General features: G+C 57.3%; 14 protein-coding genes. 13 read left to right on the top strand and 1 reads right to left on the bottom strand.

What is annotated here, in order from left to right:
* Nucleotides 1-18 precede the first annotated feature (18 nt).
* Nucleotides 19-2,985, bottom strand: a complete 2,967-nt coding sequence (locus WFP06_RS04860; protein ID WP_336986112.1) for a M16 family metallopeptidase — start codon at nt 2,983-2,985, stop codon at nt 19-21.
* Between the two features lie 136 nt (nt 2,986-3,121).
* Between WFP06_RS04860 and WFP06_RS04855 the strand changes: the two genes are divergently transcribed.
* From WFP06_RS04855 to WFP06_RS04795, 13 genes are all read left to right on the top strand, one after another.
* A complete protein-coding gene (locus WFP06_RS04855; protein WP_336986111.1) occupies nt 3,122-3,700 on the top strand; it encodes a NifU family protein in 579 nt (192 codons plus the stop codon).
* A gap of 16 nt (nt 3,701-3,716) precedes the next feature.
* Nucleotides 3,717-4,325: a malonic semialdehyde reductase gene (locus WFP06_RS04850; RefSeq protein ID WP_336986110.1), complete on the top strand. Its 609-nt coding sequence runs from the start codon at nt 3,717-3,719 to the stop codon at nt 4,323-4,325.
* Nucleotides 4,326-4,350: 25 nt separating this feature from the next.
* Complete coding sequence (gene tsaB, locus WFP06_RS04845) at nt 4,351-4,968, top strand: tRNA (adenosine(37)-N6)-threonylcarbamoyltransferase complex dimerization subunit type 1 TsaB (protein WP_336986109.1); 618 nt, start codon at nt 4,351-4,353, stop codon at nt 4,966-4,968.
* A gap of 2 nt (nt 4,969-4,970) precedes the next feature.
* On the top strand, nt 4,971-5,456 hold the full coding sequence (locus tag WFP06_RS04840) for a GNAT family N-acetyltransferase (protein WP_336986108.1): 486 nt from the start codon (nt 4,971-4,973) through the stop codon (nt 5,454-5,456).
* 172 nt (nt 5,457-5,628) lie between these two features.
* A complete protein-coding gene (locus WFP06_RS04835; protein WP_336986107.1) occupies nt 5,629-6,066 on the top strand; it encodes a Ros/MucR family transcriptional regulator in 438 nt (145 codons plus the stop codon).
* Nucleotides 6,067-6,147: 81 nt separating this feature from the next.
* Nucleotides 6,148-6,570 (top strand): Fur family transcriptional regulator, encoded by a 423-nt coding sequence (locus tag WFP06_RS04830; protein ID WP_336986106.1) that lies wholly within the window; start codon nt 6,148-6,150, stop codon nt 6,568-6,570.
* Nucleotides 6,542-7,465: a lysophospholipid acyltransferase family protein gene (locus WFP06_RS04825; protein WP_336986105.1), complete on the top strand. Its 924-nt coding sequence runs from the start codon at nt 6,542-6,544 to the stop codon at nt 7,463-7,465. Before WFP06_RS04830 ends, WFP06_RS04825 begins: the two co-directional genes overlap by 29 nt.
* Nucleotides 7,466-7,474: 9 nt before the next feature.
* Nucleotides 7,475-8,815, top strand: coding sequence for a tRNA (N6-isopentenyl adenosine(37)-C2)-methylthiotransferase MiaB (gene miaB, locus WFP06_RS04820; RefSeq protein WP_336986104.1), 1,341 nt, complete (start codon nt 7,475-7,477; stop codon nt 8,813-8,815).
* A 128-nt stretch (nt 8,816-8,943) separates the two neighbouring features.
* Nucleotides 8,944-9,972, top strand: coding sequence for a PhoH family protein (locus WFP06_RS04815; protein WP_336986103.1), 1,029 nt, complete (start codon nt 8,944-8,946; stop codon nt 9,970-9,972).
* 4 nt (nt 9,973-9,976) lie between these two features.
* Entirely contained in the window at nt 9,977-10,477 is a 501-nt protein-coding gene (gene ybeY / locus WFP06_RS04810; protein ID WP_336986102.1) for an rRNA maturation RNase YbeY, read from the top strand.
* Nucleotides 10,478-10,482: 5 nt separating this feature from the next.
* Nucleotides 10,483-11,409, top strand: a complete 927-nt coding sequence (locus tag WFP06_RS04805) for a hemolysin family protein (RefSeq protein ID WP_336986101.1) — start codon at nt 10,483-10,485, stop codon at nt 11,407-11,409.
* Nucleotides 11,410-11,508: 99 nt separating this feature from the next.
* A complete protein-coding gene (locus WFP06_RS04800; protein ID WP_336986100.1) occupies nt 11,509-12,396 on the top strand; it encodes a LysR substrate-binding domain-containing protein in 888 nt (295 codons plus the stop codon).
* Between the two features lie 68 nt (nt 12,397-12,464).
* Complete coding sequence (locus WFP06_RS04795; RefSeq protein WP_336986099.1) at nt 12,465-12,887, top strand: hypothetical protein; 423 nt, start codon at nt 12,465-12,467, stop codon at nt 12,885-12,887.
* Nucleotides 12,888-12,918: the final 31 nt, after the last annotated feature.

Here is a 12,918-nt window from a genome sequence, read left to right as displayed (position 1 = left end):
TAGAACAGGGCCGATAGATCAACGGCCGGTGACGGGCGCACTTGCTGCTGCAGGTACGCGCGCGCTGGAAATCGCAAGTTCCTGACCTTCGGGTATGACGGCAAGCCGAAAACCCTCGCGCGAGGCGAGGAACCGCTTGGCCAGCACCTGCATCGCCTCGGGTGTCGTTTCCGTATAATCGAGCAGCATTGATCGCATGACTTCGACCCGGCGCGGATCAAAGCTCGCCCCCTCAAGCTGGTATAGCCAGAAGCGGTTGCCCGTCGATGCACGGGTAATCAGCTGTTTCAGCGGTTCGGTTACTCGGACAAGTTCATCCTCGCTTGGCGGATTGGCGGCCAGGTCTGCCGCGATGGCGTCCGCCGCGGCGAAAAATGCCGGTACATCTTCAGGCTTCAACTGCGCCAGGGCCATGATCTTGCCGCCTGCCGGCACATCCACCGGCCAATCGGACACCACTTGCGGGGCATAGCTGGCCCCGGCACGCTCGCGCATCTCGTCCATCAGCCGGTTACTGAAAAGTCTGGTGAGAATTTCCAGCTGCCGCGATATGCGCGTACCGGGGACCCCGCCCCCGCTGGGCCACGCCACCACCGCTGCAGCCTGATTGGCATCGCCGCGGTGACGCAAGATTTTCGTCTCACCGGTTGGTGCCGGAAACTCCAGACTACGCGCTTCGGCGGCGGCAGGGATCATTTCACGCGGCGGCAACGCGCCAAAAGTGCGCTTCAGCGCTTCCAGCGCAGCGGGCTTGTCAAATTCGCCCATGATCAGGACTTCAACGGGGCCCTGCTTCAGCAGCGGCTCCCACACTTCGCGGAACCGTTCGGGTGTTACCTTAGCCAGCATTTCAGGCGTCGGCGTGGCAAAACGCTGGTCATCATTACGCAGCAAGAATTCAAGATCACGCTGCATCAGGGCCCCGGGACTGGTCGAATAACTCTCGTAAGCCAGTTCGCCCGCAGCCTTGGCCCGAAGTACCGGATTGGCATCCCAGCGCGGCATCCCCAGCTTTGCGGCAAACAGATATAACTGGTCAGCCAGATCTTCATCGCGCGTTTCTGCATCCAGCGTGAAAACGCCTTCATCAATATCGAATTCGAAAGCCAGTTTCCGGCCCGTCGCAATGCGGTCCAGATCTTCTTCGCCCAATGGACCGATACCTGAACCGACCAGCGCGAATTGGCCCAGGCTGGCATATGCCGCGTCTTCGGACGAGAATGCACGGTAGCCCGATCCGAAGCGCACCTTGACCGCCACCCGGCCTGGTTCGGCGCCATTCGACCACAATATCGCACGCACGCCATTACTCAGTTGTACCGCTTCGATTCCGACCAGCCCGATGCCGCCTTCGGCAATGACAGTGCCCGGCGCGCCAATTTCGGGAAGTTCGGAAAAATTGATCGAACTTGCCGCAAGTCTGGACGAACCATCTGCTTCGATCGGTTCCAGCAATGCTGTCCTGAGCCTTGCCGCATCAGCTTCACCGGTCGCAGGCGTAACATATACCGAACGGATCACATCTCCGACAAACAGGTCGCGCGTATGCTGCTGGATTTCAGCCGGATTAAGCCGGCCTTTCATGCCGCGAAAAACCTCCAGCACCGTCTCGGGCGCGGCAGTCGTTTCGCGGATATCCACTGCATTAACGATATCATCGGCCAGTTCCGACCCCGGTTTGACCGCGCGTTCTGCGACCAGACTGGCAAAAACGACATCAAACTCTGCCACTTCGCGGTCAATTTCTTCCTGGGTAGGTGGGTTCGCAATTGCATCGGCGATCACGCCTCTCGCATCGTTCAGCGCGCCTCGCCAATCGGCAGTCAATGGCGCGACAGAAAGGAACGTGGCGTCCGATGTCCGGCTGACATCGTCCTGACGGACCTGGGCAAACAAATAGCTGCCGCCTGCCCTGGCGCGTGATTCCAACCGGCGATTGATGATCGCCTGTGCAACCGATGTCAGCAACAGCCCCTCGTTATAGACAATAGTGTCCTGGACCGGCCGCCATGGCCGCATAACCGCCACCGTAATCGAGCGCGGCAAATCGGGCTCGACCAGCACGGCAGTTTCGCCAACAGGATTGGCTGAGTCTGCCCCGTCGGGCGCGACCGGATCGCCGAAATCAGGCGCGGCAACCAGCGGTCCTTCGCCCTGCCAGTCCGCGAAATAGCGCTCGACAAGAGCAGCCAGCATTTTCTCGTCAGCGTCGCCTGCAATTGCAATCACTACATTTTCGGGCCGGTACCAGCGTTTATGGAATGCGCGGACGCCTTTCTGCGTAGCGCCTTCCAGCGTTTCGACAGTGCCGATCGGGCTACGCGAGGCAAGCCGCTGGCCAGCAAATAATGTTGCGCGGGTTTCATCCGCTATCCGCTGCCCCGGACCGCCGCGCTCGCGCTTTTCCGCCAGCACAATCGGCACTTCGGATTTGACATTGGCAGCCGTGAGGGCCGGCTCGCGGATCATCCCGGACAGCAGCTTGAGCGATTCTTCGATGCTGGCAGGTGTCGCGTTGGGCAGATCCAGTTTGTAAACAGTCTGGGTCGGGCTTGTCTCGGCATTGGTATCACTGCCGAAACTGGCCCCCAGCCGCTCCCAAACCCTGATAGCCTCACCTTCACCCAGATATTTGCTTTCACGGAACAGCAAGTGTTCGATCAGATGGGCAAAGCCTCTTTCATCGTCGGTCTCGTGCAGAGATCCGGCATCGATGCGGATGCGGATCGATATCTGGTCAGGAGGGACGCCATTTTTACGCACCGCATAACGCAGGCCGTTTTCCATTTCGCCAAAATGCCACTCGCGATCGGGTGGAATGTCGCTGCCGCGATATAGCCAAGGGGTTTCTTCGCTTGTCTGCACGGCAGCCGGATCTGCCAGCGGAGTATTTTCTTGCGCTGTTCGTGCATGGCCGCTTGGCGCCAGCACAAGCAACGGAAGGACAAGGACGAAATGGCGCATTTTGCGCGAAAAAACTTTCATGCGCCGGATATAGGAGTTGCGACGGTGAAGGATAAGTGAATGACGCAAAATTCCTGGCCGCGGCCAGATCAATTGATCGCGGGTCACACGCTCGATCCCCTTGTGGCACGCGCTTCTCGCGCCTACATAATGACTTATGTATATCGAGACTGAAACGACACCCAACCCCGCCACGCTGAAATTCATGCCGGGCCAGAATGTCATGCCATCCGGCACGCGGGATTTCGCGTCTCCCGAAGCCGCAGAAGCCTCTCCGCTTGCACAGGCGATATTTGATACCGGCGAAGTGGTGAATGTGTTTTTCGGTAGTAATTTTATTGCGGTGACCGCCGCACCTGGCGCTGACTGGTCGGCGCTGAAGGGTATGGTCGTATCGGTCCTGCTTGACCACTTCGTGTCAGAAGCGCCGCTGTTTAACGAAGCTGGCGGTAACGGGATTTCGGTTCCTGCGGAAAACGAAGCGGTTGTCGAAGATGATCCCGCCGATGCCGAGATTGTGGCGCAAATCCATGAATTGCTCGAAACCCGAATTCGTCCGGCTGTCGCCAATGACGGCGGCGATATCGTTTACCGCGGCTTCAGGGACGGTATCGTCCATTTGCAGATGCAAGGTGCCTGCGCGGGCTGCCCTTCGAGCACTGCTACGTTGAAGCACGGGATCGAAAGCCTGCTTAAACATTATATACCAGAGGTGGACGAAGTTCGAGCCGCCTGAAGGAGACTGGAACTCGATGCCCAAACAATATCACGACAATGAACTCACCGCCGCCGCGCTGGACCAGCTCTTCCGCGATGCGCGCAGCTATAATGGCTGGCTCGACAAACCCGTAAGCGAACACCAGATCAAGGCGATCTACGAACTCACCAAAATGGGGCCGACGTCTGCCAATATGCAGCCAGGCCGGTTCATCTGGTGCCATTCACAGGAATCGCGTGATCGGCTGGCCGCGCATGCATCGGACGCCAACAAGCAAAAAATCAACACTGCGCCGGTTTGCGTCATTATCGGTTATGATATCGATTTTCACGAGCATCTGCCTGAACTGTTCCCGCACACCGATGCGAAAAGCTGGTTCGAAGGTGACGAGGAAGGCCGGAAGGAAGCTGCATCCCGCAATTCGGCATTGCAAGGCGCCTATCTGATGCTGGCCGCACGCGCGCTCGGTCTGGATTGCGGGCCCATGTCCGGTGTTGATCTGGACGCGGTCACCGCTGACTTTTACGCTGATGAACCGCGCGTAAGGGCAGATTGGGTCTGTTCGATCGGATACGGCGATGACAGTTCGATTTTTGGTCGCAGCCCGCGCCCTGACTTTGGCAAGTTCAACGCTATCGCTTGATTCTTAAGGGCCGACAGCTATTTCTGTGCGAACACTGGTTATTGAATGCGCGACCGAAGCGTGCAGTGTTGCGCTGCTGGACAATGGCGATCTTGTGGCCAGCGACCACAAGGTTCTGGGTCGGGGTCACGCCGAACGGCTGGTTCCGATGATTGCCGGCCTACCGCAAAACGGCAGGGCCGACCGGATTGCCGTTTCGCTCGGCCCGGGCAGCTTTACCGGAGTTCGCGTGGGCATAGCCGCTGCGCGCGCGCTAGGCGTGGCATGGGACGTTCCCGTCGTCGGATTTTCGACGCTGGCGCTCGTCGCGGCCACAGCGCGGTACCGCTACCAAGGACAGCCTGTCAGCGTCGCAATGACGGGCGGACATGGCGAATGGTTTTTCAACAACTTCGGAGCCGATGGCCTGCCGGAGGCATGTGATATTACCTTGCACCCGGACGATCTGGCGGCGCAGACTGTCCATCACGTTATCGCCGGTACACAGGCAGAAAAACTGGCGGAATTGCGGGGCGACGGGATTTCAGCAATGCTTCATCCGGATGCGAAGTATTTTCCATTGATACCGCGCACCTTGATTTCCGATGATGTAACTCCCCGTTATGGCCGACCTCCCGACGCCTCGCTACCGCCAGGCGCATGAGGGTGGACGATGTCGATCACATAATGCGACTGATGGACGCAGCCTTCGATCCGCATTGGGGCGAAGCCTGGACACGGCGGCAGGTACTCGATGCCTTGCAATTTCCATACACCAATTACCAACTGATCGATGGCGAAGAAAATTTTGAAGTAAAAGATCTGCCTGCGGCTGGGTTTACTCTTACCCGCCGCGTGGCCGACGAAGAAGAGTTGCTGCTAATCGCAGTTGATCCATCCTACCGCAAACGTGGTATCGGCGCGCGATTAATTCAGGAGCTTGTCATAAAAGCACGCGAATCCGGCATTTCACGAATTTTTCTTGAAATGCGGGCTAATAATCCTGCGAAAACGCTATACACTTCTTTTGGATTCGAGCCCGTCGGCAAGAGAATGGGTTACTACAAGATGCGCGATGGCAACTTCGTCGATGCGATAACTTACGCTCGAAATGTTGATAAATTGAGTAATATCAGCGAAAGTTTTAGTTAATTGGGGAATAGTTAGTAACTGTAGTTGATTAGTCCGTACAATCTGTTCATATGTAGTAACGGGAAGGTTTGCCCCCCAAGCCTTCCCAAACCCGTTGCAGTTGCAGGACGGACGTATACCCGGCGCTTCGCGTGCCCAACTCGTTCATCCTGCGACACCATTAGGAAGTCGTATGAATATTCTTGAGAACGATATGTCCGAGACGCTGTTGACGCTGACCTCGGATATTGTTGCTGCCCATGTCAGCAATAATGAAGTGAGCGTCGAACAGGTCCCGGCATTGATTACCAAGACATTCCATGCATTGGCCGGCTTGGGCGAAGCCCATGCAGCAGAAGAACTGCCCGACCCGGCGGTTTCTGTTCGCGCCTCGATCAAAAAAGACCACATCGTCTGTCTTGAAGATGGCAAGAAGATGAAAATGTTGAAGCGCCACCTGATGACAGATCATGGCATGACTCCCGACGAATACCGGGAACGTTGGGGCCTGGGCTCCGACTATCCGATGGTCGCGCCCGATTACGCCGAAACGCGCCGTATGCTTGCCAAAAAGATCGGCCTTGGCCGCAAACCTGGTCAGAAGCGTGGTCGCACCAAAAAAGCTGCCTGAGCGTAACCGGTCTATGGTAACTTGAGATAAGCGCCCCGCGCCTCTAAGGCTGCGGGGCGTTTTCTTTTTTGGACCATGTTCGTGCAGCAAAAAATTGACATCGAACAGCTTTGTGCGGACCGCGGCTTGCGGATTACCGAACAGCGCCGGATCATCGCCAATGTCCTGTCTGGCAGTGATGATCACCCGGATGTGGAAATGTTGCATAAACGTGCATCTGCGATCGATCCCAAGATTTCCATTGCCACTGTGTACCGCACTGTAAGGTTGTTCGAAGAGGCGGGTATCCTTGACCGTCACGATTTCGGGGATGGACGCGCAAGATACGAAGCCGCTCCCGAGGCGCATCACGACCATCTGATCGATGTCGAAACGGGCAAGGTTGTCGAATTTGTCGATCCTGAACTCGAAGCGTTACAAAAAGTCATTGCCGAAAAACTTGGCTATCGCCTCGTAGATCACCGGATGGAACTTTATGGCGTCCGGCTCGACCGAGAAGACTGATCCCGCCGATGCGCGGGCGCGGCTCAAGGCTGCAACTGCCGCAGGTGCGCCCACGTCTATCGGCCTGCGCGGTTGGCTGAGGCTGATCGCCAGGCTGCAATTGATCATTCTAATGCTGATCGTGATGGTCCCGTTCCATTACGTCTGGCGCATGTTCAAATATGGTTCGCCGCTACCGATGTATTTCCTTCGCTGGGCGGCGCGCATCGTCGGTGCTCGGGTAGAATTGCGCGGCAAACCTCTCAGGCGCGACGTGTTCTTTACGTCGAACCATGTTTCCTGGGTGGACATTCTGGCCTTGGCAGGTGCCAGCGGGACAGCATTTGTCGCAAAGCAGGAACTACGCGATACGCCCGTTGTCGGCTGGCTCGCGAACCTCAACCGCACCGTTTATGTAAAGCGCGAACACCGGATGGGTGTGGCGGGGCAAATTATGGCCTTGCGGCGGGCCTTGGCCGACAATTGGTCAGTAACCGTATTTCCCGAAGGCACGACGACCGACGGCCAGTCGCTGTTGCCGTTCAAAACCGCGATGCTCAAAGTTCTGGACCCCGCGCCACCGGAAGTCCGCGTTCAGCCGGTCGTGGTCGATTACGGCGCAGTCGCCGAATGGATTGGCTGGATTGGCAACGAAAGCGGGATCAATAATTTCAAGCGGGTTTTGGCACGCGAGGGGACTTTTTTACTCACGCTTCATTACCTGGAACCGTTCGACCCAGGGGCGCATGGCGGCCGCAAGGAAATCGGCGCAGAGGCGTATCGGCAAATCTCCGACAAACTGGAGGAAATTCTTGGTACTTTTCTGCGCGAATTCGCATTCGAAGTCGCGCCCGTCCGCTACGCACCGCGTGATAACGCAGACAGCGCTTTAGAAACCGGCGCGGTGCGGCTATAGGCCCGCGCCATGCGTAACACTCAGCAACCAAAAACTTACCGGGTCAAAAGCTTTGGCTGCCAAATGAACGTCTATGATGGCGAGCGGATGGGGGAATTGCTGGCCGAGCACGGTATTGCCCCGGCAGCCGATGGAGAAGATGCCGATCTGGTGGTGCTCAACACTTGCCACATACGCGAAAAAGCCGCTGAGAAGGTTTATTCGGATATTGGCCGCCTGACCAAAGGGAAAACCCAGAAAAAGGCCCCGATGATCGCGGTCGCCGGCTGTGTCGCGCAGGCGGAGGGCGAAGAAATCATGACCCGCTCCGAATCCGTTTCGATGGTGGTTGGTCCGCAGGCTTACCACCGGCTGCCAGAAATGATTGCCAGCGCAGTTAAAGGGGAGCGCGTAACCGATACGGACATGCCTGCCGATGCAAAATTTTCCGCCCTTCCGCAGCGGCGCAAGTCTGCCCCTTCCGCATTTCTGACAATCCAAGAAGGATGCGACAAATTCTGTACCTATTGCGTGGTGCCCTATACCCGCGGTGCAGAAATTTCGCGCCCCTTCGCCGCGCTGGTCGATGAGGCCAAGATGCTCGTCGATGGCGGCGCCCGCGAGATTACCCTGCTGGGCCAGAATGTCAGCGCGTGGAGCGGTGAGGATTATGCCGGAAGAAAGATCGGTATGGCCGGTCTGATCCGCGCTGTCGCTGATATCTCTGGCCTGGCGCGCATCCGATATACAACCAGCCATCCAGCCGACATGGACGAGGACCTCATCTCCGCTCACGGCGAAATCGAGAAGCTGATGCCTTATCTTCACCTTCCGGTTCAATCGGGTAACGACCGGATCCTGAAAGCCATGAACCGCAGCTACAGTGCGGAAAGCTATTTGCGTCTGCTCGAACGGTTCCGCGCAGCGCGGCCTGATCTGGCGCTATCGGGTGACTTTATTGTCGGCTTCCCCGGCGAGACCGAGGCAGAGTTCGAAGACACATTGCTGATCGTCGATCAGGTTGGTTATGCGCAGGCATACAGTTTCAAATATTCGCCGCGCCCGGGCACGCCCGCTGCGACGATGGACGATCAGGTACCGCTTGCCGTGATGGACAACCGTTTGCAGCGGCTCCAGGCAGCGCTTCGCGCCGGCCAGCAGGCGTTCAACGACGCAAGCGTTGGCAAGGTCTGCGAAGTGCTGGTGGAACGCAAGGGCAAGCTGGACGGCCAGTGGCTCGGTAAATCACCCTGGCTGCAATCGGTGCATTTTACCGCAGATGCTGCTGTCGGCGATCTGGTCAAGGTGGAATTGCTCGGCGCCGGGCAAAATTCGCTCAGCGGCAGAATTCTGGAAACTGTCGGCGTTTGAATCAACCGGGTCAAACAGATTACATCTGTGTGACTTTCCACTTCCAAAAACGCGGCCAATCTTGCTTGCCGCAAAACATGGCTTATCTTTCCGACTCGTACACTGATGTACGCCAATGAAAGGAGCCTATGGCTCGCAAGACAGTTCGCGCGGTTTCCACCGCGCCAGCAAGACCCGCAAATGACGCCGCTGCCGAGCGCGCGACGGTGGAGCTTAGATTCGAAGACCAATCCTTGTTGGTCCCGCTTTTCGGACAATTCGATACCAATCTCGTGCAGGTGGAAAATCGCCTGGGCGTGTATATTGCTGCGCGCGGCGACAAGGTCATGATCGAAGGTCCCACCGAAGCGGTAGCGCGAGCGCGTGATGTGCTCGACGCCATGCGCGAAAAGCTGTCGATCGGGCAGGAACTTGATGCTGGTGCGATCGATTCGCTCATCGCCATGTCGAATGAACCCACGCTTGAAGGGATTGTGAGGGGCACACCCGACCATCCGCCGATCATGATCCGCACGCGCCGCAAAACTATCGTGCCGCGCTCGGCCAAGCAGGCCCAGTATATGGAGCAGCTTGCGCGCGACGATATCATCTTCGCATTGGGTCCAGCGGGTACCGGCAAAACCTATGTCGCGGTGGCACAGGCCGTCAGCCAGCTTATTACGGGCAGCGTACAGCGCCTGATACTCTCGCGTCCGGCCGTGGAGGCAGGCGAAAAACTCGGCTTTTTGCCCGGCGACATGAAGGACAAGGTCGATCCCTATCTGCGCCCGCTATATGATGCGCTGAATGATTGTATGCCGCCCGAACAGGTCGAACGCAGGATTGCCAGCGGCGAGATTGAAATAGCGCCAATTGCGTTCATGCGCGGGCGGACATTGGCAGACAGTTTCATCATCCTCGACGAGGCGCAGAACACCACACGCGAGCAGATGAAGATGTTTCTCACCAGGTTTGGCCAGAACAGCCGCATGGTCGTGTGCGGCGATCCCAAACAGGTCGATATTCCCGGCGGTGACAGGATGAGCGGGTTAGCCGATGCAGTCGGACGGCTGGAAGAAATTGAAGACATTTCCGTCACTCGCTTCAGCGCCGCAGACGTGGTGCGGCATCCCATCGTGGGCCGCATTGTCGAGGCTTACGAAGGTCCCGACGCCTGAACCGATGATATTGGAAATCGATATCGAGCATTGGCCCGGCGGTGATTGGGAAACGCTTGCCGGACAGGCTGCCAAAGCTGCCGGCGAGACCGCGCCGGAGCTTTCCGAGCCGCGGCTCTATACCAGCCTTTTATTCACCTCGGACGCCGAAGTGCATTCGCTCAACCGCGAATGGCGCAATCGTGACAAAGCGACTAATGTCCTGTCTTTCCCGATGCTTGAACGTGATGCCTTATTGGCGGTAACAGGCGAAGGTCCACCCGAATTGCTAGGCGATATCGCTTTGGCGCATGAAACCTGCGCGCGCGAAGCTGCCGCAAAAGGAATCGCGCTGCAAGATCACGCCGCGCATCTGATCATCCACGGATTACTGCATCTGGCGGGCTACGATCATGAGATATCCACCGATGATGCCGTGCAAATGGAGGCGCTCGAAACAAAGGCGCTTGCACTGATGGGGGTGGCGGACCCATATGGGGACCGTGAAACAAATGGAGAGAATTGAGGGCCATGCCCGAAACTGATTCCCCCTCTGGCGGGACTAATGGAGAAGCGGAGAGTAGCAACGGGCTTTGGCTCGCCATCCGCAAATTCCTTAAATTCGGTGTCAGCGACCAAAGTCTGCGCGCGCAGATCGAAGAAGCGATCGACGAACATGAGGATGAAAACCCGGGCGATGATACCGTTGCCCCGAATGGCGATTTATCCGGCGTTGAGCGGCAAATGCTCCGCAACCTGCTTCATTTCAGCGAACATGATGCTGACGACGTTGCGATACCGCGCGGTAAAATCATTGCTGTGCCTGCCTCTGCATCGTGGGAAGACCTGGTCGAACATTTTGCCGAGCACGGTCATTCGCGTTTCCCCGTGTACCGTGACACACTGGATGAAGTGATCGGGATGATCCACATCAAGGACGTATTTCCCTTCCTTGCTCGCAAAACCGACCCGCCCGCTGATTGGACCATATTGATGCGTCAGCCGCTGTACGTGCCGCAGGCACGCGGCGCGCTGGACGTGCTGGCCGATATGCGCGCGCACCGGATGCATCTGGCGGTCGTGCTGGATGAATATTCGGGCACAGACGGCCTCATCACTATCGAGGATCTGGTCGAGGAAATCGTCGGGGATATCGAAGACGAGCATGACGAGGTGCCCGAAGTTCTGATCGCGTCGATTGGTGAGGGAATGTGGGATGCCGACGCCCGGGTCGAGCTGGACGATCTTGCCCAGCAAGTCGATCCGCGTCTTGCAGAGGTCGAAGGCCAGGTTGATACGCTTGGCGGGTTGGCGTTCGTGCTGGCTGGCCAGGTCCCTTCAGTGGGCGACATATTGGAACATGACAGCGGTTGGCAGATCGAAGTCACTGCGACCGACGAAACGCATGTCAAGCGTCTGCGGCTTCACCCGCCAAGCGAAGATGCGGAAGCTGACTAGCGCAGCAAACAGCGAATTTACAATTGACGGCAACCGTTCAGTTCGAAAATTTGCAACAATGCCGCTCGACAGCGAATAGTTAGCGCCTATCTATAGGCCATGGTCGGCCGCCGCATCCTCCCGCCTCTTCGGGCACTCGAAGCCTTCATGCGCACGGTGCGCCTTGGTTCGGCCAAGGCAGCAGCTGCGGAACTGGGACTTAGCCCCAGCGCCTTATCGCGGCGGCTAACAAATCTGGAAGAATTTACCGGCCGGAAATTGTTTACCCGTGCCAGCCAGTCGATGGGCCTGACAGACGAGGGCCGGGCTTTCTTCGCTGCGATCTCGCCGCATCTTGATGCCTTGGCGGAGGCTGTTGGCAGCCAGTCGGACAATCTGGGACTTTTGCGGATGCGACTGGGCGTTTTACCCCTGTTCGGCAGTCAGCGACTGTTCCCGCGTTTACCCGAATTGCGAAAGCTGCACCCGCTTCTGCATATCGATATCGACACCGGTCCGCATCTGGACGAGCGCGTTGGTGATACGTTGGATGCGGCGATTATTCTTACGCAGCAACCCGACCCCGCAATGCACTCTGTGCGGCTCGACCACAACATGGTCCACGCTATTTGCAGCCGCGCTCTGGTCGATCAGATCAGCGCCAGCCCGGCGATTGCAGTCCTGAACCGGCAAACTTTCATGATCCATCAGGAACTGCCCGATAGCTTCACAGCATGGAAAGATGCTGTGGGGATGCACGATCTCGATCCGGTAGCCATCGACCACTTCGATTCCGGGCAGCTGATACTGGAAGCTGCAGCCCAAGGTCTGGGTATTGCCATTATGCATGATGATCACATGGCGCGGGCCGCAGACAGCCGCCTGGCCAAACTTTTCGATATCGCGGTAGAAAGCCCGTACAGTTACTGGTTCATCTGCCGCCCGAAAGAACTGGAGCTGCGCCCCGTGCGCCTGTTCCATGATTGGCTGGTCGGCGCAGGTTTATAGGCCGGCGTTAGATTTCGATTAACTTGATTGTCTTACCGCTTCCAGAAAGCATGATTTTGGATAGCCGTATGACATATGATTTCAGCAAAGCATTTTCTGGCGGACGAGCGGTAACGCAAGAAGATATTCGCGCGCTCCCCGCACAGCAGCTCAGCGCGATGCGCGAATTTTTTCGCAAACCAGATCTGGAGAGGACCGACGATGTAATCGAGCAGCGCTTGTCGGAAGATCTGGAGGGCGTGAAGCGAATGCTGGAAAACCTCGATCATGAATTGAATGGCCGCGCCGATCTTTGCCGGCAACTGGACCATGCCGGCGATGCAATAGAGGATATTGCCGACATTGTGGGTGCGGCTGACAAGTGCGAAGCTATCGGCCAAAGCGATGATGAAATGAAACGCCGGATATTGCGCCGTTCGCTGGATGGCAGCGGTATGCCTTGTGACAACCAGACAAGTTCCGATGTCGGCTCGAAAATCAGGAAAGGGTAACCGTTACGATTTGACCATTGGCTTCCGCAGG

It is taken from the genome of Altererythrobacter aquiaggeris (assembly GCF_037154015.1).
GTDB classification, from domain to species: Bacteria; Pseudomonadota; Alphaproteobacteria; order Sphingomonadales; family Sphingomonadaceae; genus Aestuarierythrobacter; species Aestuarierythrobacter aquiaggeris.
This window is presented reverse-complemented; position numbering and strand designations above follow the sequence as displayed.